Below are 18,899 nucleotides of genomic sequence, written 5' to 3'. Positions count from 1 at the left end.
TGCACGGCCTCGTGCAGGGACACGAGACCTACTGCGACTCCTCGCGCCCTCGCGTGCTCTCGACGTAGGCGGCGAGCGCGGTGCGGTTGCTCACCCCTAGCTTGGCGTAGACGTGAGCGAGGTGGGTCTTCACGGTGCCGCGACTGATGAAGAGCCGGGTACCGATCTCGGGATTGGTGAGTCCTTGCACGGCCAGGGCGACGACCGTCTCCTCGGTCGGAGTGAGGCTGCCCCACCCCGAGCTGGGGCGGTGGGTGCGGGTCCCGCGCATGCGACGCGCGAGCTCGACTGCCGCCAGGCCGAGGCCCTTGCCACGAGCGACCAGGGCCGGATCCGGCTCGACATCGGGCGGTGGGCCCGCGTCCACCCGAAAACCGATCGTGTCCCGGGCGGCGGCCGTCGCCGCCACCAGCACCACGGCCAGGTCCGCCGAGCCGCGGCCAGGCAGGAGTCTCGCGAGGCTCTCGACGGCCGTCACGCAACCGAGCACGGCTCCGATCTGGTCAGCGACGGCCAGGGACTCGTGGAAGGCCTCGAACGCGGCGTCGTCGTCCTCGGCCACGAGGAGGTGTCCCCGCTCGGCACATGCGGCTGCGCGGGCACGGGGGAACCGGCCCTGCGCCGTCTCCTCCAAGACCCCGTCGACCAGGACTCGCGCGTCCTCGAAGCGGCCCACCACCCGCAGGGCCTGCGACTGGATCACGCGGGTCTCGGGTGAGACGTCGTCGCCGAGGCCGGAGAGCCGGCCCCACCATGCAGCCTCACGTTCGCACCACTGGAGGCAGTCGTCGATGTTCCCGGACCACAGCGACACCCGTGCCGCGGTGCGTTCCCAACCGGGCACCAGGACGGGATCGGGCAGACGGTCCAGGACGTCCTGGACAGGACGCATCACGGCGGTGGCTTCGTCGAGCCGCCCCTGGAGCGCCAGGACCTCGGCCAGAGACGCGGCAGCGACCCCGCGCCGGTGGAGGTCCCGGAGCGGTTCGGCGACCGAGCAGGCACGACGCGCGTCCGCCTCGGCGGTGATGAGGTCGCCGGAACGCGCACGTGCGAGGGCGAGATAGGCCAGACCGGTCGACGCGATGCCCCGGTCTCCCGTCGCGACCAGGGCTGCGCAGGGGTCGGGCAGGAGGGCCGTGCTCCGTCGGTAGTCGTCGCGCAGGTAGGCGACGACCCCCAGGAGCACGGCCGACGCGTGCTGCACCAGCCGGTCACCCCGGGCTGTCGCCTCGGCCTGCAGAGCCGTCGCCCGTAGCGTCGCCTCGTCGAGGTCGCGCCACATCACGTACACCGCCTCGAGGGTCCGCGCGAGCCGGTCGGATTCGCCGTCCCCGGCCACGCGAGCGGCCTGCGCCGCCTCAGCCGCCCACCCCGGGGCGTGCAGAGGGTCGGCCGTGTCGGCCGCGAGCGCGGCCGAGAGCAGAACCCTCGCGTGGAGGGGCGTACGTTCACCGGCGCCCGCCTCGATGGCCGCCCTGGCGAGTCGGAGGCCGTCTCGCCGGTGCGACTCCAGATGCCACCACCACCCCAGGTGAGCCGCGATCGTGCGGGCCGCCACCGGGGCGGGCCCGGCGAGGCCCTGCTCGATCGCCCAGGACAGGTTGCTGTACTCCGCCGCGACGACCGATCGCCACAGGTCCTTGTCCTTCTCGCGCAGAGGTGCAGCACTCTCGAGGAGATCGAGCATCACGGTGACGTGGCGCCGTCGTACCTCGTCCTCCTCACCGGCCTCCGCCAACCGTTGCGCTGCGACGGCGTGGATCGTGTGCAGCAGGTGGTACCTGGCCACCGGTCCTGTCGTGTCCGACGACAGCAGGGAGGCGTCGACGAGCCTCCGCAGCGCGGGGACGACGCGGGCTGCCTCGACCGAGGAGCCACAGCAGACCGACTGTGCCTGCTCCGCCGTGAAGCCGGCCCGGAACACCGACAGCCGTCGGAACACGACCTGGTGCTCGCTCTCGAGGAGGTCGTGGCTGCGGCGGATGGACGACTCCAGGCCCTCCAGATGGAACGACGGGCCTGGCGTGTCGGCCAGAAGGTCCAGGGGCTCCCGAACTCGTGCCGCGATCTCCTCGACGGACAGCGTCGTCGCCCAGCCTGCCGCCAGCTCCAGCGCCAGCGGCAGGCGATCGATGCGGTCGCACATCTGACGTACGGGACCGGGAGCGACCGTGACCTCCGACAGCGCGCCGACGCGGTCGGTGAAGAGGGCCACGGCCTCGTCCGGTCGCAGACCGAGGAGCCGTATCGGCCGCTCACCCTCGATCCCGAGCCGCACCCGGCTCGTTGCCAGGAACCGCGGCGCGTCGCCGGCCCGCAAGGCGTGGACGAGCCGGCCGAGGTGGGCCGCGACGTGCTCGCACTCGTCCAGGACGAGCAGCGTCGCGGGTCCGGTCATGGCCGCCACGACCGAGGCCAGTGGGTCGCTGCGTGAGGTCGGGGCGCCGACCGCGGCGCCGACCGCGTCGACGACGTCGTTGAACGACCGTGCGGGTCCTAGCTCGACCCAGCAGGGGTCGACCCCTTCGGTGGCCGTCGCGGTGGCGAGCATCGCCGCGAGCCTGGTCTTGCCGACCCCTCCGGGTCCGAGGAGGGTCACCAGCACACCGGACCCGAGTGCTGCGCGCATGTCCTCGATCTCACCCTCACGGCCGACGAAGGTTGAGGCGTAGTGCGGGGGTCCTGCGGCAGCCACGACGGCGAGTCTGGCACGGATCATCCCGGTACGCGCGCGAGATCTGCCAGGTGGCAGATGTTCTTGCGCGCCCACGGCCGAAGACTCGTACCACCGCCGCGGACCAGCCCCGGCGGCCCTCACCCAAGGAGAATCCCGATGGCACGCAAGGTAGTCGCCAACATCACCCTCTCCCTCGACGGCCGGACCACCGGCCCCGCCGGCCCCTACGACATGGGGTGGATCGTGCCCCACAGCATCACGGACATGGCGCGTGACCACCTGGTCGCCATCACCGACGCCACGACGGCCGTCCTCGGTCGCAGCAACTACGAAGGCTTCGGCGGGTTCTGGCCGACGGTGGTCGACGACGAGAGCGCGGACGAGCGGGACCGCCAGTTCGCCGAGTGGCTGAACAAGACGGAGAAGGTCGTCTTCAGCCACACCCTCGAGGAGCTGCCGTGGGAGAACTCCCGCGCCGCGGACCGCGAGCCGGCAGAGATGATCCGACAGCTCCGCGAGGAGGAGGGACGGGACATCTACGTCCTCGCGAGCCAGTCGATCATCCGGCATCTGCTCGACGCAGGAGAGGTGGACCGGCTGAGCATCAACCTCGCTCCCGAGGTCGTGGGAGGGGGCGCCCGGCTCTTCGAGGACGGCCTGCAGGCCTCCTCCTGGACCCTGACCGACCTCGCCACCAGCGACTCGGGGTCCGTCTGGCTCATCTACGACCGCGTCCGCTGAGCCGTCCTGGGCGCAGGGGCAGACCATCAGCCGACGGGTGGGTGACAACGCCAGGGGTAGGCAGGACCGGGCGTGGTACGGCGGCGGGACCGAACCCACGATGAAGCTGTCGGGGCACCCCGGCCGTCCCGCACCGGGACGTCATCGAGAGGAACCTCAATGAGCAAGACGATGCACGACCAGCCCGCAGCAGCCGAGGTCACCCGCCTGGTGGACGGCTACCTGAACGCGTGGAACGAGGTCGACCACACGGAGCGGATCCAGATCATCGAGCAGTGCTGGGAGGTCGACGGCGCCCTGGTGGACCCGCCCATGGACGGGCAGGGCCACGCAGGGATCGACGCCTTGGTCCGCGCACTGCACGAGCACTACCCCCGCCACCGATTCGTCCGCTGCGGGGAGGTGGAGTCCCACCACGACGCATTCCGCTTCCGGTGGCGGCTGGTGGGGCCGGACGGTACCGACGCCCTCACCGGAGTCGACTACGGCCTCGTAGGTGACGGTGGCCGGATCGCACGGGTCACCGGCTTCTTCGACGCCTCTCAGGACGCCGACGGCACGGGAGCGGGCCGATGACCAGCGACGCATCGGTGTCCTCGCAGGGCACGGGCAGCAGCGAGCTCCGCATGTGGCTGCAGATCGACGCTGTCGTCACCGGGGTCAACGCTCTGGCCTACCTGGTCGCGGCGCCGCTGGTGGTGGACTTGCTCGGGTCGACGGAGGGCATCGTGCGGGGCATCGGAGCGTTCCTGCTGCTGTTCACCCTCGTGGTCGTAGCCGCCGCCGCGCGGGCCGGGCGTACGCCCGGTCTCGCGTGGGCAGTGGTGGCGGGCAACGCGATCTGGACCGTCGTCTCGCTGGCCGTGGTTGTGATGGGCAGCCTGGAGCTCACCACTGCGGGGTCTGCGTGGGCGGTGGCCCAGGCCGTGGTCGTCGGTGGTCTCGCGGCGCTCCAGCTGCGCGCCCTGCGGTGAACGACCGTGCCTGCCACCCCGCGGGTGGCGGGCACGGTCGTGACTTCCGGCACTGGTGGCAATCCCGAGGGGAGAGGACGGTGTTGCAGTGCGACCGACCGCAGCCGACATCGAGCTCGGCGACTTCCTGCGTTCCCGACGCGGCGCCCTGTGTCCTGGCGACGTCAACGTGCCGACGTACGGTCGTCGGCGCGTGCCCGGGCTGCGTCGGGAGGAGGTGGCCTTCCTCGCCGGTGTCAGCACGTCGTACTACACCCGGATCGAGCAGGGGACCGCAGGCGCTGTGTCCGCCTCCGTCCTGTCCGCCCTCGCGGACGCGTTGCAGCTCGATCACGACGACCGTTCCCACGTGGCACGCCTGACACGCGTGACTCTCGCCCGTCCGGCCGCGCAGGGCCAGGTCCTGCTGCCGAGCATCGCCGCGGTGATGAACCACCTCCACGACGACGTACCCGTGGCCGTGCTCGGCCGCGGCATGCGGGTGCTCGCGTGGAACCGGCTCGCCCACCACGTCTTCGCACCCCACCGGGGGTTCGAGGAGCCCTTCGTGGATCGTGGCCTGAACTGGGCCGAGGTGCTGCTGCTCGATCCCTCCTCGCGCGGGCACTTCGCGGACTGGCCGCTCGTGGTGGAGGACATCGTCGGCCGGTTGCGCGTGGACGCGGCCCGGCGACCGGGCGACCCGGAGGTCACCGAACTGATCGAACGGCTGGCGCGGGTGAGCCCGGAGTTCCGGGCCGCATGGGACCTCCACCCCGCCCGCGAGCACCCGCTCGGCGGCACCGTGATCGAGCATCCGCTTCTCGGCCACCTCGAGCTCACCGACACGGTCCTCCGCTCGGTCGAGGACGAGGACCAGTCACTCATCGTCTTCCACTGCGAGCCGGGCAGCCCCACGGAGGTCGCGCTGCGAGCCCATGCCCGTCGGCGCCACGCATGACGTCAGTCGGCACCGGCGGCCTCGCCGTGCCGCTGCACTCACCCACACGAAAGGACAAGGCACCATGGAGATGAAGCTGGAACTGATCCCCGTCCCGGTCGTCGACATCGATCGGGCTAAGACCTTCTACGTCGACCAGGTCGGGTTCGTCGAGGACGTCGACGTCCGACCCGCCGACGGCGTCCGGTTCGTGCAGCTGACTCCGCCCGGATCCAGCTGCTCGATCGTCCTCGGCACCAACCTGCCCTCCATCACCGGCATGACACCGGGATCCTTGCTGGGCGTCCACCTGGTGGTGGACGACATCGCGGCAGTCCGCGACGAGCTCGTCTCGCGCGGGGTCCAGGTCGCCCAGATCCGAGACATCGGCGGCGGCGTCCAGTTCGCCGAGATCACCGACCCCGACGGCAACCGCCTGCTGCTGCAGGAGATGGCCTGGCGCACAGGCGACAAGTTCTGACCCGAACCGGGCGGCTGGCACCGATGAGCCCCCCGCAGCCGCGTCGTCCTACTCGCAAGACCTCACGACCAGCACAAGGAGGTTTCCATGGGCAACCAGCCGACCGCCACAGCCGTCACCCACCAGAACGCCTTGAACGCCGAGAAGAGCGCAACATGAGCGGCGCGGAGTGGACGGCTGAGCGAGTACGGGCCGAGCTGTCGCCTGGGATGCGCATGCGGACCTTGTTCGACACAGCGAAGGCGGCAACCTCGATTGCGCCCCATGAGCTGGAGCTGCTCCTCGCCGACAGCTCCTACGAGGCGCGCATGACTGCGTGCTGCATCCTCGACTTCCAGGCTCGCCAACGGCTAGGCGACCCCGAGCTCCGCGACATCTACCTGAGGCACCACGACCGGATCGATGACTGGGGCATGGTCGACAGGGCCGCACCCCGCGTCATCGGCGCCACCCTCGCAGGCGGCCCGTACGACCTGCTGCACGACCTCGCGGCCTCGCCGGATCCACATCGCCGGCGCACCGCCATGACTGCACCACTGTGGTTCGTGAAGTACGGCGACGACAGCGATGTCGAGGAAGGTATCTCGATCGCAGAAGTGCTGCACGCAGACCCCGATCCCGTCGTCCACAAACCGGTCGGCATCTATCTCGCCTACGCCGGTGAGCGGCTGCCAGAGCGACTGACCGAATTCCTGAGCCAGCACGGCGAGAAGATGCCCCGGGCAGCACTCCGCATCGCGACACGTAAGCGGAGGCCAGCATCCGACAGCGCTTGATCCAACAAGGGCTACAACCTCCGACCTGGAAGTGCGAATGGCCCCTGTGGGACACCGTGACCTCACGGCCCGCGGGCGAGATCCCCCGGAAGTACGTCCTACCCAGCCGCTCGGCCTCGGCGGACGACCTCCCGCACGGCCGATCGCTCAGGGGTGCATGGCACGCATGGCGCGGTCGGCCGTAGTCGTCAGGGGCACATCGAATGCTGACGAGATCGCGCGTGCGGCGCTCATGCAGGCGAACGCGGCGCCGACCATGGCCTCGGGCGCGGGGTCGTCGGGCGCGTACGCCGCTCCGATCCGTGCGGCTCGCTGGCGTGCTTCGGCGGCGATGGTCGTCTGGATCGACTCGAGCCGGTATAGATAGCCGCCGCGCAGGGCGGGTGTCTCGTCGACGATGCGCTCGATGGCATGGACCGGGATGTCGTCGTTGACGCCGCCGGCGGCACTGACCACCGTCTCGAACATCCCGCGAAGCGCTGTCCACAACGGCTCGTCGTCGGCCCTGGCCCGGAACGCCTCAAGGAGCTGCTCGCCGAGGAGGTCGTACTTGCCCAGGACCAGTTCCTCCTTGGAAGCGAAGTAGCGGAAGAAGGTCCGCCGGCTCATGCCCGCTGCCGTGGCGATGGCGTCGACGGTCGTGTCCTCGTAGCCGAATTCGTCGAAGAGCTCCTGGGCGACGGAGACCAGCTCTGCCTGGACGGCACGACGGGCGACGTCGCGGACCGTACGACGGGGTGACGAGGACATGGAGGCAGCCTAACGGTGCGATTTTGACACAGAGTGTCATAATTGACGTAGAGTGTAAGCATCAGATCCCGAAGGATGGAACAGTCGTGGCACAGCGAACGATCGTGATCACTGGGGCGTCGGACGGCATCGGCGCCGCCGCCGCGCGCAAGCTCGCCGCTCAGGGCGAGCGTCTGCTGCTCGTGGGGCGCCGCCGGGACAAGCTCGAGGCCGTCGCTCGGCCGTTGGGTGCCCAGAGCTTCGTGGCCGACTTCGAGCACCTGTCCGAGGTGCGCGCGCTCGCCGGGGAAGTTCGTCAGGCCACGGACCGGATCGACGTGCTGGTCAACAACGCCGGTGGTGTGTTCGCCGAGTACGTGATGACCGAGGACGGCAACGAGCGCACGATGCAGGTGAACCACTATGCCGGCTTCCTGCTGACCCACTTGCTGCTCGATCTCGTCCTTGCTGGGGAGGGGACGGTCGTCAACACCTCCAGCGTCGGCGCCCACGCGTTCGGGAAGATCGAGCTGGACGATCTCGACCACACGAAGAAGTACAAGACGATGAAGGCCTACGGCGACTCCAAGCTCGCGAACATTCTCTTCGCCAAGGGTCTCCACTCGCGGTACCACCAGCAGGGTCTGAGCGCGGTCGCGCTGCACCCGGGCAACATCGCGTCCAACTTCGGCAAGGAGACCGGGAACGCGATGATGAAGGCCATCTACAAGAGCCCGCTCGCCCGGTTCTTGTCGACGCCCGAGTCCGGAGCCGACAACCTCCTGTGGGCGATCAACGGCACCCCGGGTGAGACCTGGGAGTCGGGGGAGTACTACACCGACCGCCGCAAGCTGCCGAAGAAGCCCAACCCGCAACAGAACGACACGGCTCTCGCTGACGCATTCTGGGCCGCGAGTGCACGCCGCGTCGGCATCGACTGCTGACGCCTCGGCGCCACCAGCCGTGACCGCGGGGTTTGCTCGACACTGCCAAAGCCCAGATCGAGAGCAGGCGCCCGACGCTCGGGTTCTGACCATCGTCGCGGACAACCAGGATCATGACTCTGGGGGGCCCTGGGAGTGCCCTGGTCGAGGGTGACTTGCGGCCGGTGCGGCCGGCGAGTTCACTCGGACTCGTGTCGCTCGATCCTGCTCGTGTGCTGCGGGCAGCGGTGCTCGTCGCCGTCGGCTCGCTCGTGGTGGCCTGCGGCGCCGACGACACCGCCGGTGAACGATCGGGCGACGGCGCGTCACCGCAGACATCGATCAGCAGCAGCCCGACGAGGTCCCCGGGGGACGGTGCAGGCGGATCACCCAGCGGTGAGCCGGGCGGCAGCGCGTCGGCCGGTCGGGAATCGGCGGGCGGCGCTCGAGGTGAGGAGGACAGGTTGAGGATCCAGATCACCATCGGTGAGCAGCGGTTCGGTGCCACCCTCGCCGAGAGCGCCGCAGCTCGTGACCTGGTTGCGCAGCTGCCGGTGACGGTCGACATGATCGATCACGGAGGGGTGGAGAAGACCGGTCCGCTTCCGTCGCCGCTGTCCCTGGACGGTCAGCCCGACGGGGCGGATCCCGATGTGGGTGATCTGGGGTACTACGCCCCGGGGAGCGATCTCGTCCTGTACTACGGTGACCAGTCCTACTTCCCGGGCATCGTCGTCCTCGGCCGGCTCGACGGGGACGCTGCGCAGCGCATCTCCGAGCTCACCGGTTCCGTCACGGCGAGGGTCGAGGCGCTGGACGACTGACCGGCCGTCAGCCGCGTCGGCGTCCTGCAGTACACCGACGCGGCTGGGTCGACCACGCCAGAATGCGTGGCGGCGACATCCCGAGCGGCGGACCTGCGCGTACCTGGAGGAGGCGCTCCCCAACGTCGATGGCCCCGGCGAACCGGGGCCATCGACGCTCACGACGCCAGAGCGACGTGCTCAGTCTGCAGATCTCGCTCAGTCTGCCGATCAGATGTCGTAGTACAGCTCGAACTCGTGCGGGTGCGGGCGGAGCTGCAGCGGAGCGATCTCCTCGGTCCGCTTGTAGTCGATCCACGTCTCGATCAGGTCCGGCGTGAAGACGTCGCCCTGGGTGAGGAACTCGTGGTCGGACTCGAGCGAGTCGAGCACGGCGCCGAGCGAGGTCGGCACCGAGTCGATCTGCGCGTACTCGTCCGGCGGCAGCTCGTAGATGTTCTTGTCGACCGGCTCCGGCGGCTCGATCTTGTTCTTGATGCCGTCGACGCCGGCGAGCAGCAGCGCAGAGAACGCGAGGTACGGGTTCGCCGACGGGTCGGGGCAGCGGAACTCGATGCGCTTGGCCTTCGGGTTCGAGCCGGTGATCGGGATGCGGACACAGGCCGAGCGGTTGCGCGAACTGTAGACCAGCGCGATCGGGGCCTCGAAGCCCGGCACCAGACGGTGGTAGGAGTTCACCGTCGGGTTGGTGAACGCCAGCAGCGACGGCGCGTGCTTCAGGATGCCGCCGATGTAGTGGCGGGCGGTGTCCGACAGACCGCCGTAGCCGGCCTCGTCGTAGAACAGCGGCTCGCCGTTCTTCCAGATCGACTGGTGGCAGTGCATGCCCGAGCCGTTGTCGCCGAAGATCGGCTTCGGCATGAAGGTCGCGGTCTTGCCGGCGGCCCAGGCGGTGTTGCGGATGATGTACTTGAACTTCATCACGTCGTCCGCGGCCTTGAGCAGCGTGTCGAAGCGGTAGTTGATCTCCGCCTGACCGGCCGTACCGACCTCGTGGTGCGCCCGCTCGACCGTGAGGCCGGAGCTCTCGAGGTTGAGGACCATGTCGTTGCGCAGGTCGGCGAAGTGGTCGGTGGGGGAGACGGGGAAGTAGCCGCCCTTGTAGCGGACCTTGTAGCCGCGGGCCTCGTCCTCGGCGCCCGTGTTCCACGCGCCGGCGATCGAGTCGATCTCGTAGAAGCCGCGGTTCGCCGACGTCTCGAAGCGCGCCTTGTCGAAGACGTAGAACTCGGCCTCGGGAGCGAAGAACGCGGTGTCGCCGATCCCGGTGCTGGCGAGGTACGCCTCGGCCTTGCGGGCGATGTTGCGCGGGTCGCGCGAGTACGCCTCACCGGTCAGCGGGTCGTGGATGAAGAACTCCAGCGCGAGGGTCTTCTCCGGGCGGAACGGGTCGAGGTACGCCGTGGTGGGATCCGGGAACAGCGCCATGTCCGACTCGTGGATCGCCTGGAAACCGCGCACCGAGGAGCCGTCGAACATCAGCCCGTCCTCGAACACCGACTCGTCGAACGAGCCGGCCGGGACCGTGAAGTGCTGCTGGATGCCGGGCAGATCGGTGAAACGGACGTCGACGAACTGAACACCCTCGTCCTTGATGTAGGCCAAGAGCTCGTCGCGGTTTGAGAACATAAAGCCTCCTCGGCCGGGCGCTCAGGCTGTCGCGGCCGTCTTGTACGGGGACGAACTGGAGTCACGTCGCTGTGTCGTGATCGAACGTAGGCAGGCGTAGTTTCCCGTCAGTGACCCAAGTGTTTCGCCCATGTTACGAAGTTCGCAGGTCGTCTGACCAGGGTGAGAAGAGCCTCACGGGCTCGAACCGTACGCCGGGGGCAGCCCGGGCGGCAGGTACGCTGACGGACGTGTCCGGCACCTCCGAACCCTCCACCATGCCCGAGATCGCAGGCTTCGGGCGCCGCCTCCTGGCGCTGCTGATCGACTGGATCGTCGCCAGCCTGACCGTGGCGCTGGCCACGGGGACACCGCTGGCCGGTCCCGAGGCCGCGAGCTCGTGGTGGGTCCTGTTCGCGTTCTTCGTCGAGGTGGCGATCCTCGACGCGACGCTGGGCTACTCGATCGGCAAGCGGATCGTCGGGATCCACGTGATCGGCCCGCACGGCGGGCCGGTCGGCGTGATGGCGTTCCTGAGGACAGCCCTGCTGTGCCTCGTGCTCCCGGCGATCCTGCAGAACTCCGAGGGCCGCGGCTTCCACGACATCGCCGCGGGCTCGGTCATCACGCCGATGCGCCGTGCGTGACTCTCGAGGGCGCCACGGATGACTCGCGACCACGCCGCAGATGACTCGCGAGGGCGCCACGCCTGACTCGCGACCACGCCGCGGATGACTCGCCGGTCGTGCGGAGCGGTCAGCGGCCCTGCATCATCCGGCGGGCGCCCTTGGCGCTCGTCGGTACGGGGCCGCGCGGGAGCGGCATCTGCGGCCGCATGGCGTCGAGCGCCTTGAGCTTGTTCAGGACCGGCGTCATCTGCGCCGGCTTGAGGGCACGCGGCATCTTGCGCAGCTTCGCGACCAGCTTCGGCAGCGGGACCTGGCCGGCGTCCTTGTCGTTGCCCACCACGACGGTCGAGACCGGGACGTCCTCGCCGACGATCCGGGCGGTCTTCTTCAGCTCGGTGTTGAGCAGGTTGCGGACCCGGGCCGGGTTGCCCTCGCCGACCAGCACGATCCCCGGGGGTCCGACGACGCGGTGCACCACGTCCTGGCTCTTGGTGAAGCCGACCGCGGGGGAGACCTTCCACCCGCGCTTCAGCATGTTCAGGGCGCCTGCGGCGGCGCCGACCTGGCCCTCCACCTGGGAGTACGCGGCACGCTCGGCGCGCCGGCCGAAGACGATCAGCGCTGCGAGGACACCGCTGAGCACGGACAGGATGCTGACCAGGATGATGCCGAGGAGGCTGTTGCCGCCCCCGACGACCCACCCGATCCCGAAGACGATCCCACCCACCAGCAGGAACCACGCGAGCAGGCGGAGCCCGATCGTGCGGTCGGTGCGCTTGGTGATCGTGTAGGCCTGACGGATCTGGGCGATCCGGCCCTGCGGTGGAGCCTCGGGAGTGGACATGGGTCCAGACTACGCCGTCGCCCTCGACGTCGATGCGGCGGAGCGTGCCTCCTGCGCCTGGGCGTACAGCCGACCGGCGCGGTACGACGAGCGGACCAGCGGGCCCGACATCACGCCGGAGAAACCGATCTGCTCGGCCTCGGCGGCGAAGTCGACGAACTCCTCGGGCTTGACCCACCGCTCGACCGGGTGGTGGCGCGGGCTGGGGCGGAGGTACTGGGTGATCGTGATCAGCTCGCACCCGGCGTCGTGCAGGTCGCGCAGCGCCTGGCTGACCTCCTGCGGCGTCTCGCCCATCCCGAGGATGAGATTCGACTTCGTCACCAGCCCGAAGTCGCGGGCCGCGGTGAGCACCGACAGCGACCGGTCGTACGTGAACGCCGGGCGGATGCGCTTGAAGATCCGCGGGACGGTCTCGACGTTGTGCGCGAGGACCTCCGGGCGGGACTCGAACACCTCGGCGAGCAGGTCCGGCTTCGCGTTGAAGTCGGGGATGAGGTTCTCGACACCCGTCTCGGGGTTGAGCTCGTGGATCTTGCGCACGGTCTCGGCGTACAGCCAGGCGCCGCCGTCCGGCAGGTCGTCGCGCGCCACACCGGTGATCGTCGCGTAGCGCAGACCCATCGTGCGGACGGACTCGGCGACGCGGCGGGGCTCGTCGCGGTCGAGCGGCGCGGGCTTGCCGGTGTCGATCTGGCAGAAGTCGCAGCGCCGCGTGCACTGCTCACCGCCGATCAGGAACGTCGCCTCACGGTCTTCCCAGCACTCGAAGATGTTGGGACAGCCGGCCTCCTGACACACCGTGTGCAGGCCCTCGCTCTTGACGAGGTTCTTCAGCTCGGTGTACTCCGGACCGTTGCGGACCCTGGTCTTGATCCACGCGGGCTTCTTCTCGATGGGGGTCTCGGCGTTGCGGACCTCCAGCCGGAGCATCTTGCGTCCTTCTGGTGCGATGGTCACGACGCCCACCCTACGCCGTGGCCACAGCCGGGCAACGCGCGCCGCGGGCCGTCGGCGTCGTCACGCCAGGTGACCGGCGAGGCCGTAGCGGACGCCGTCGTCCGGCACGACGCTCAGGTCCTCCGAGGGGCGGTACGGCTGCCAGTCCAGCAGCTCGACCAGGTGCGGCTCGAGGACGTCGGCGATCTCGGTCGACGGCACGGGGCGCCCGAGCTCACGCGCCAGCGACGTCACGCCGGCGTCGGCGATCCCGCACGGCACGATCCGGCCGTACCACGCGAGGTCGACGTCGCCGTTGATCGCCAGTCCGTGCATCGTCACGCCGCGTGCCACGCGGATGCCGATCGCCGCGACCTTGCGATCCGGGCCGCGGTCGTCCGCGGGCAGCCACACCCCGGACCGTCCCGGCACCCGGCCGCACGCGACGCCGAGGTCGGTGACGGTGCGGATCATCGCCTCCTCGACCCGCCGTACGTAGTCCACCACGAGCACGTGGGCGGGGAGGGCGACGATCGGGTACGCGACCAGCTGCCCCGGTCCGTGGAAGGTGATCTTGCCGCCGCGGTCGATGTCGATCACCGGGCTGCCGTCGCTCGGACGCTCGTGCGGCTCCGTACGGGTGCCGGCGGTGAAGACCGGCGTGTGCTCCAGCATCAGCGCGACGTCGCCGATCTCCTCGGCGCAGCGCTGCGCGTGCAGGTCCCGCTGGTGCTGCCAGACGGACGCGAAGTCGAGCTGGTCGTCGCCGAGGCCGAGTCGTCGGATCTCGAGAGGGCTCACCCGGCCAGCGTATCCCCGTGATCGTGATCCCCCGTCGTGATCGTGCCTGTGGACGACGAACGCGTGACGTCGGCCCGTCCTGCCACAGTGGTGCGCCATGACGCTGATCGCCTGGCTGCTCGCCGTGCTCGGGATCCTCCAGACGGCCGACGCCGCTCCGTGGCCCGAGCGGCTCGCGGAGCTCGACGCCGCCCGGGGCCGCGCGTTCGTCCAGGCCGACGCGTCCCTGCTGGACCGCGTGTACGTCGCGGGGTCGACCGAGCGGAGGGCCGACGCGCGACTCCTGCGGCGCTACCGCGACCGCGACCTCGAGCTCGACCAGGTGCGGCTCGAGGTGCGGTCCGTGGTCGTGGAGCGTCGGGGCGACCGGACGACCGTCCTCCGTGTGGTCGACCGCCTTGCACCGGTCCGCGTGCGCTCACCGGGCGGTCGGTGGACCACCCTGCCGGCCGACGCGCCGACCGAGCGGCGCGTCGCGCTCCGTCGCACGGCACGGGGCTGGCGGATCGCCGCGATCGAGAGGTTGGCCGGATGAGATCGCGCCGTGTCCCTCCTGACATCCGCATTCGATAAGGTGATCGCGGTCCGCCCGGATCCGGGACCGACGGACGACCGAAGGGAAGCCCCCACCCTCATGACTCCACGTACGCGTGCGCGCGCCGCCGGCGTGGCGCTGACGACCGCGCTCGTGCTGTTCCTCGGCGCGTGCGGCGGCGACGACGAGGTGGACATCGACGCGTCCTCGAGCGCCGAGAGCCCGTCGGCGGCCGCGAGCACCGACGCGGACGGCTACACCCCCGAGGAGCGCGAGGCGATCGACGCCGTCGACGCGTACCGCGCGGCGGTCTTCGACCGCGGCGACCAGCCGATCGAGGAGTCGCTGGAGGGCACGGTCACCGACGAGCTGTACGCCGCGATCGTGCCGGACGAGCAGGCGATCACCGAGGACGCGGGGAAGTGGCGGATCGGTGAGGCGACGTTCGAGCCCGAGTCGGTGACGATCGACGGGGACGAGGCCGTGGTCACGGGGTGCATGGACACGGCTCGCTCGTTCATCGTCGACGCCGGCGACACCGAGGTGAGGGGCGCCGCGACCGGCGGCATGCGGACGCCCCTGAAGGTCACGCTGGAGCGTGGAGACGACACGTGGCTGGTCGCCACGCCGGAGACCCAGGAGGGGTCATGCTGAATCGACTCGCTGCCGTGCTCGCGGGCGCGCTGCTCGCGCTCGCCTCGACCGTCGGGCTGACGCTGGCAACGGCGACCTCGGCGTCCGGCGCCGAACCGACCTGCGAACCCCCCGCGCAGGCGCAGTGGAACGGCTTCAGCTACACCTGCGTGGTGCCCGGCGGAGGCGGGGGCGGCGGCAACGACGGCGGTGGCGACAACGGCGGCGGTGACGGCGGCGGACCGTCCGAGCCGACCTGCGACCTGGACAGCGCGGACCTGACCGGCTGGGAGAACTGGAACCCCACGGCGCTCTACTGCGTCGGGACCCAGCCGTGCTTCACCGGGGAGATCCTTCCCCCGATCGCGTTGCCCGAGGGCGAGAAGCCCGAGGAGGACTCGAAGGCGTTGGCCCAGGTGTGCTTCAACGGGTTCTCCTGGGAGGCGGGACCTTCGTACTGGAGCGATGACGCCGAGCCGCAGCCCCCGTCGCTGGCCGAGCAGGCGCAGGAGGCGATCGGCAACATCGACCTCGGCAACCCCGAGATCAAGACGAGCCCGCAGACCCGCAGCCTGGTCAACCTCGACACCTGGTACTGGCTCGACGGGGTGCCGGAGGAGGTCACCGGGTCGTCGGCGTTCGGCCTCGTGGCGATCGCGACGTTCCAGTCGATGTCCGTCGATCCCGGTGACGGCTCGGGCGGCATGAGCTGCCCGTGGACCACGAGTCGCGCACAGGCGGAGTCCGACTGCACCTACACCTATCACCGTGCGTCGGTCCGCGGGTCCGCGAACGTCGACGGCAAGCGCGCGTACCCGGTGAGGATCACTACGGTCTACGACCTGCGGTTCGAGGTGAACGGAGTTCCGGTCGAGGGAGAGATTCCGGGTGCACCGCCCACGCTCGACGGCCCGCCCGCGACCGCGGCGCTGGTGGTCGACGAGGCGCAGTCCCTGGTCACCCGGATCGACTGAGCCTCACGCAGGGTCCGCCAACGCCGAGGCGATCACCGCGTCGACGTCGGTGTCGGCGAACGTGTAGCCCGACGCCTGCAGGCGGTCGGGGACCGATCGCAACGAGCCGAGGGCCTGGACGGACAGCCCGCCGAGCGCCGCCCGCAGGGCGAAGGAGGGGGCGCGGAGCACGGCCGGACGATGCAGCGCAGCGGCGAGAGCCGCGGTGAACTGGGCGTTCGTCGCCGGCGTCGGCGCGACCAGGTTGTAGGGGCCACGCGCGTCGTCGGTGGTCGCGAGGTGCTGGACTGCACCGACCCAGTCGCGCAGCGAGATCATCGGGAAGTACTGCTCGCCCGACCCGAGCCTGGCGCCGAGGCCGAGCCGGAACGGGATGAGCATCAGCCGGAGCAGCCCTCCGGACCGGTCGAGCACGGGGGAGGTCCGCAGCAGGCAGACCCGGGCACCCGCCCGATCGGCGAGCCCGGTGGTCTCCTCCCACCGTCGGACGAGGTCCGCGAGGAAGCCGGCGCCCCGGTCGCTGCTCTCGTCGAGCACCGCGGTGCCGCGGTCGTCCCCGTACGCGTTGATCCCGCTCGACGACAGCAGGACGGGCGGGCGGCGGGCCTGAGCGACCGCGCGGGCGAGCGTCTCGGTGCTCCGCAGGCGTGACTCGACCAGCTCGCGACGGTACGCCTCGGTCCACGGCCAGTGCGCGATCGGCGCGCCCGAGAGGTTCACGACGACGTGCGACCGGGCGATCACGCCGTGGTCGACGACGCCCTTCGCCGGGTCCCAGCGCGACTCGCCGGGTCCCTCGGCCGCGCGTCGCACGAGCCGTACGACGGTGTGGCCGTCGGACTCCAGGCGCGCGGCGAGCGCCTGTCCGAGGAATCCGGACGCTCCGGCGATGCAGAACCTCATGCCCCCATCCTGCCTGGGGGCACGAGGTCCTGTCGTGTCGCCGAACAGCCGACCGTACGGCCTGCCGGCCCTCGGATCAGCCGAGCTCGGACTCGAACGCACCCTCCTCGAGCCGCTTCTTCACGGTCGAGAGGAACCGACCGGCGTCCGCGCCGTCCACCAGGCGGTGGTCGTAGGTCATCGGGAGGTACGCCATCGAGCGGATCGCGAGCGTGTCGCCGCCGACCTCGTCGGTGACGACCACCGGACGCTTCACGACCGCACCGGTCGCGAGCATCGCCGCCTGCGGCTGCACGAGGATCGGGGTGTCGAACAGGCCACCGAAGCTGCCGATGTTCGTGATCGTGAACGTCCCGCCCGACAGCTCGTTCGGCTTGATGTCGCCGCTGCGCGCCCGGCTCGCGAGATCGTTGATCCGCTGCGCGAGACCGGCCAGGCTCAGGTCGCCGGCGTCGTGGACGACGACCGAGAGCAGACCGCGCTCGGTGTCGACGGCGACGCCGAGGTTCACGTCCGGGTGGTACGTGATCTCCTTCGCGTCCTCGTCGTACGAGGCGTTGATGTTGGGGTGCGCCTTCAGCGCCTCGACGGTCGCCTTCGCGATGAACGGCAGGTACGTCAGCTTGACGCCCTCGCGCTCGAGGAACCCGGCCTTGAAGCGGTCACGCAGCCGCGCGATCCGGGTCAGGTCGACCTCGTGGACCTGGGTGAGCTGGGCCGCGATCTGCAGCGACTCCTTGGTCTTCGTCGCGGTGAGCTGACGGATCCGGCTGGCCTTCTGCGTCGTGCCGACGAGCCCGGACAGGTCGGGGCCCGACGAGGCAGCGGCGGGAGCGGCAGCCGGAGCCGACGCGGGCGCGGGCTCGGCCGCCTTCTTCTTCGCCTCGGCGGCATCGAGCACGTCCTGCTTGCGCACGCGCCCACCGACGCCGGTGCCGGTCACGTCGTCGAGCGAGACGCCGTGCTGGTCGGCGAGCTTGCGAACGATCGGGGTCACGTACTGACGTCCGTCCGGCTTGACCGCGCTCGGCCCGGTGGTGGGCTGCTCGGACGTCGCCTGGGCGGGCTCCGGCTCCGGCTCGGACTTCTGCTCGGGCTCGGGCTCGGGCTCCGGCTCGGGCGCCGGCTCGGGCTCCGGCTCGGGCTCGGGCTCCGGCTCCGACTTCTGCTCGGGCTCGGGCTCCGACTTCTGCTCGGGCTCGGGTGCCGAGGTCCCACCGCCGTCGCCGCTCCCGATCAGGGCGAGCACGGCGCCGACCTCGATGGTCTCGTCCTCGTCGGCCTTGATCTCGACGAGCGTGCCGGCGACGGGGGAGGGGATCTCGGTGTCGACCTTGTCGGTCGAGACCTCGAGCAGCGGCTCGTCGACCTCGACCGAGTCTCCGACCTGCTTCAGCCAGCGGGTCACGGTGCCCTCGGTGACGCTCTCGCCGAGCTCGGGGAGGGTGACCTCCGACGTCTCGCCGCCGGTGGACCCGCCGTCGTCCGACCCGCTCGAGCCGGCGTCCGACGACGTCGTCTCCGCCTCGTTCTGGTCGTCGGCCGGCGCCTCCTCCGACGCCTCTGCGGGCGACGCGTCCGCGGCCTCTGCGGCGGAGCCGTCGTCGGCGGCCTCTGCGGGCGTCTGGTCGTCCGGGACCTGCTCCTGGCCGTCGTCGTCGGACGGCTGCCCGTCCTGAGCGCTCTCGTCCGACGACTGCTCCGGAGCGTCGTCTCCCGCGGACTCGCCCTCGTCCCCGACGACGGCGAGGACGGCGCCGACCTCGACGGTCTCGTCCTCGTCCGCCTTGATCTCCAGGAGCGTTCCGGCCACCGGCGACGGGATCTCGGTGTCGACCTTGTCGGTCGAGACCTCCAGCAGCGGCTCGTCGACGGCGATCGTGTCGCCGACCTGCTTGAGCCAGCGGGTGACGGTGCCTTCGGTGACGCTCTCACCGAGCTCCGGAAGCGTGACGGGCGTTGCCATGGGTGGACCCCTGTCTGATC

20 protein-coding genes are annotated in these 18,899 nt (G+C 70.4%); 12 read left to right on the top strand and 8 right to left on the bottom strand.

Annotated elements, in window-relative coordinates; all coding sequences use genetic code 11:
• Positions 1 to 28: 28 nt before the first annotated feature.
• Complete coding sequence (locus CLV56_RS21305; RefSeq protein WP_157805037.1) at positions 29 to 2,698, bottom strand: helix-turn-helix transcriptional regulator; 2,670 nt, start codon at positions 2,696 to 2,698, stop codon at positions 29 to 31.
• A 138-nt stretch (positions 2,699 to 2,836) separates the two neighbouring features.
• Here CLV56_RS21305 and CLV56_RS01550 point away from each other — a divergent pair, with 138 nt between their 5' ends.
• The 6 genes from CLV56_RS01550 to CLV56_RS01525 all read left to right on the top strand — a co-directional run bounded on the left by CLV56_RS01550 (position 2,837) and on the right by CLV56_RS01525 (position 6,571).
• Positions 2,837 to 3,421 (top strand): dihydrofolate reductase family protein, encoded by a 585-nt coding sequence (locus CLV56_RS01550; RefSeq protein ID WP_039368749.1) that lies wholly within the window; start codon positions 2,837 to 2,839, stop codon positions 3,419 to 3,421.
• Between the two features lie 159 nt (positions 3,422 to 3,580).
• On the top strand, positions 3,581 to 3,997 hold the full coding sequence (locus CLV56_RS01545) for a polyketide cyclase (protein ID WP_100414281.1): 417 nt from the start codon (positions 3,581 to 3,583) through the stop codon (positions 3,995 to 3,997).
• Positions 3,994 to 4,395, top strand: a complete 402-nt coding sequence (locus CLV56_RS01540; protein WP_039368746.1) for a hypothetical protein — start codon at positions 3,994 to 3,996, stop codon at positions 4,393 to 4,395. Before CLV56_RS01545 ends, CLV56_RS01540 begins: the two co-directional genes overlap by 4 nt.
• An 88-nt stretch (positions 4,396 to 4,483) precedes the next feature.
• Positions 4,484 to 5,335, top strand: coding sequence for a helix-turn-helix domain-containing protein (locus tag CLV56_RS20770; protein ID WP_039368743.1), 852 nt, complete (start codon positions 4,484 to 4,486; stop codon positions 5,333 to 5,335).
• A gap of 64 nt (positions 5,336 to 5,399) precedes the next feature.
• Positions 5,400 to 5,795: a VOC family protein gene (locus CLV56_RS01530; RefSeq protein WP_039368741.1), complete on the top strand. Its 396-nt coding sequence runs from the start codon at positions 5,400 to 5,402 to the stop codon at positions 5,793 to 5,795.
• 155 nt (positions 5,796 to 5,950) lie between these two features.
• A complete protein-coding gene (locus tag CLV56_RS01525; RefSeq protein WP_157805036.1) occupies positions 5,951 to 6,571 on the top strand; it encodes a DNA alkylation repair protein in 621 nt (206 codons plus the stop codon).
• Between the two features lie 147 nt (positions 6,572 to 6,718).
• Here the strand turns inward: CLV56_RS01525 and CLV56_RS01520 are convergent, their stop codons facing one another.
• Complete coding sequence (locus tag CLV56_RS01520; protein ID WP_100414278.1) at positions 6,719 to 7,321, bottom strand: TetR family transcriptional regulator; 603 nt, start codon at positions 7,319 to 7,321, stop codon at positions 6,719 to 6,721.
• An 86-nt stretch (positions 7,322 to 7,407) separates the two neighbouring features.
• Between CLV56_RS01520 and CLV56_RS01515 the strand changes: the two genes are divergently transcribed.
• Both CLV56_RS01515 and CLV56_RS21135 read left to right on the top strand, forming a co-directional pair.
• Positions 7,408 to 8,244 carry an SDR family NAD(P)-dependent oxidoreductase gene (locus tag CLV56_RS01515; protein WP_039368737.1) on the top strand — a complete coding sequence of 279 codons (837 nt, stop codon included), beginning with the start codon at positions 7,408 to 7,410 and terminating at the stop codon, positions 8,242 to 8,244.
• Positions 8,245 to 8,687: 443 nt separating this feature from the next.
• Positions 8,688 to 9,047, top strand: coding sequence for a cyclophilin-like fold protein (locus CLV56_RS21135; RefSeq protein ID WP_245857509.1), 360 nt, complete (start codon positions 8,688 to 8,690; stop codon positions 9,045 to 9,047).
• 210 nt (positions 9,048 to 9,257) lie between these two features.
• Here the strand turns inward: CLV56_RS21135 and glnA are convergent, their stop codons facing one another.
• Positions 9,258 to 10,676, bottom strand: coding sequence for a type I glutamate--ammonia ligase (gene glnA, locus CLV56_RS01505; protein ID WP_039368735.1), 1,419 nt, complete (start codon positions 10,674 to 10,676; stop codon positions 9,258 to 9,260).
• Between the two features lie 230 nt (positions 10,677 to 10,906).
• On the opposite strand from glnA, the gene CLV56_RS01500 reads away from it, so the two are divergent.
• The gene (locus tag CLV56_RS01500) at positions 10,907 to 11,302 is read left to right on the top strand and encodes an RDD family protein (protein ID WP_157805034.1); all 396 of its coding nucleotides are present in this window, start codon (positions 10,907 to 10,909) and stop codon (positions 11,300 to 11,302) included.
• A gap of 109 nt (positions 11,303 to 11,411) precedes the next feature.
• Here CLV56_RS01500 and CLV56_RS01495 read toward each other — a convergent pair whose 3' ends face one another.
• From CLV56_RS01495 to lipB, 3 genes are all read right to left on the bottom strand, one after another.
• Positions 11,412 to 12,128: a DUF4191 domain-containing protein gene (locus CLV56_RS01495; protein ID WP_039368732.1), complete on the bottom strand. Its 717-nt coding sequence runs from the start codon at positions 12,126 to 12,128 to the stop codon at positions 11,412 to 11,414.
• A 9-nt stretch (positions 12,129 to 12,137) separates the two neighbouring features.
• Positions 12,138 to 13,061, bottom strand: a complete 924-nt coding sequence (lipA, locus tag CLV56_RS01490; protein WP_211288076.1) for a lipoyl synthase — start codon at positions 13,059 to 13,061, stop codon at positions 12,138 to 12,140.
• A gap of 87 nt (positions 13,062 to 13,148) precedes the next feature.
• The gene (gene lipB, locus CLV56_RS01485) at positions 13,149 to 13,868 is read right to left on the bottom strand and encodes a lipoyl(octanoyl) transferase LipB (protein WP_245857506.1); all 720 of its coding nucleotides are present in this window, start codon (positions 13,866 to 13,868) and stop codon (positions 13,149 to 13,151) included.
• Positions 13,869 to 13,965: 97 nt separating this feature from the next.
• Here lipB and CLV56_RS01480 point away from each other — a divergent pair, with 97 nt between their 5' ends.
• The 3 genes from CLV56_RS01480 (at position 13,966) to CLV56_RS01470 (ending at position 16,010) form a co-directional block, all read left to right on the top strand.
• Positions 13,966 to 14,403, top strand: a complete 438-nt coding sequence (locus CLV56_RS01480) for a hypothetical protein (protein ID WP_039368730.1) — start codon at positions 13,966 to 13,968, stop codon at positions 14,401 to 14,403.
• A gap of 99 nt (positions 14,404 to 14,502) precedes the next feature.
• Entirely contained in the window at positions 14,503 to 15,057 is a 555-nt protein-coding gene (locus CLV56_RS01475) for a hypothetical protein (protein WP_039368727.1), read from the top strand.
• Positions 15,051 to 16,010, top strand: a complete 960-nt coding sequence (locus CLV56_RS01470; protein WP_039368724.1) for a hypothetical protein — start codon at positions 15,051 to 15,053, stop codon at positions 16,008 to 16,010. Before CLV56_RS01475 ends, CLV56_RS01470 begins: the two co-directional genes overlap by 7 nt.
• A gap of 3 nt (positions 16,011 to 16,013) precedes the next feature.
• Here the strand turns inward: CLV56_RS01470 and CLV56_RS01465 are convergent, their stop codons facing one another.
• Entirely contained in the window at positions 16,014 to 16,913 is a 900-nt protein-coding gene (locus tag CLV56_RS01465) for a TIGR01777 family oxidoreductase (protein WP_039368721.1), read from the bottom strand.
• Between the two features lie 76 nt (positions 16,914 to 16,989).
• Positions 16,990 to 18,879 carry a 2-oxoglutarate dehydrogenase, E2 component, dihydrolipoamide succinyltransferase gene (sucB, locus tag CLV56_RS01460; RefSeq protein WP_100414275.1) on the bottom strand — a complete coding sequence of 630 codons (1,890 nt, stop codon included), beginning with the start codon at positions 18,877 to 18,879 and terminating at the stop codon, positions 16,990 to 16,992.
• Positions 18,880 to 18,899: the final 20 nt, after the last annotated feature.

Origin of the sequence: Mumia flava, assembly GCF_002797495.1 — a bacterium.
Taxonomy (GTDB): Bacteria; Actinomycetota; Actinomycetes; order Propionibacteriales; family Nocardioidaceae; genus Mumia; species Mumia flava.
Note: the sequence above shows the minus strand (reverse complement) of the source record. Positions and strands in the feature narration are given on the sequence as shown.

Coding starts and splice junctions, on each gene's coding strand:
- CLV56_RS01470 (WP_039368724.1), top strand. CDS start 15,051: ATGCTGAATCGACTCGCTGCCGTGCTCGCGGGCGCGCTGCTCGCGCTC.
- CLV56_RS01550 (WP_039368749.1), top strand. CDS start 2,837: ATGGCACGCAAGGTAGTCGCCAACATCACCCTCTCCCTCGACGGCCGG.
- CLV56_RS01540 (WP_039368746.1), top strand. CDS start 3,994: ATGACCAGCGACGCATCGGTGTCCTCGCAGGGCACGGGCAGCAGCGAG.
- CLV56_RS01480 (WP_039368730.1), top strand. CDS start 13,966: ATGACGCTGATCGCCTGGCTGCTCGCCGTGCTCGGGATCCTCCAGACG.
- lipA (WP_211288076.1), bottom strand. CDS start 13,061: ATGCTCCGGCTGGAGGTCCGCAACGCCGAGACCCCCATCGAGAAGAAG.
- CLV56_RS01545 (WP_100414281.1), top strand. CDS start 3,581: ATGAGCAAGACGATGCACGACCAGCCCGCAGCAGCCGAGGTCACCCGC.
- CLV56_RS01530 (WP_039368741.1), top strand. CDS start 5,400: ATGGAGATGAAGCTGGAACTGATCCCCGTCCCGGTCGTCGACATCGAT.
- CLV56_RS01475 (WP_039368727.1), top strand. CDS start 14,503: ATGACTCCACGTACGCGTGCGCGCGCCGCCGGCGTGGCGCTGACGACC.
- glnA (WP_039368735.1), bottom strand. CDS start 10,676: ATGTTCTCAAACCGCGACGAGCTCTTGGCCTACATCAAGGACGAGGGT.
- CLV56_RS01465 (WP_039368721.1), bottom strand. CDS start 16,913: ATGAGGTTCTGCATCGCCGGAGCGTCCGGATTCCTCGGACAGGCGCTC.
- sucB (WP_100414275.1), bottom strand. CDS start 18,879: ATGGCAACGCCCGTCACGCTTCCGGAGCTCGGTGAGAGCGTCACCGAA.
- CLV56_RS01520 (WP_100414278.1), bottom strand. CDS start 7,321: ATGTCCTCGTCACCCCGTCGTACGGTCCGCGACGTCGCCCGTCGTGCC.
- CLV56_RS01495 (WP_039368732.1), bottom strand. CDS start 12,128: ATGTCCACTCCCGAGGCTCCACCGCAGGGCCGGATCGCCCAGATCCGT.
- CLV56_RS01525 (WP_157805036.1), top strand. CDS start 5,951: ATGAGCGGCGCGGAGTGGACGGCTGAGCGAGTACGGGCCGAGCTGTCG.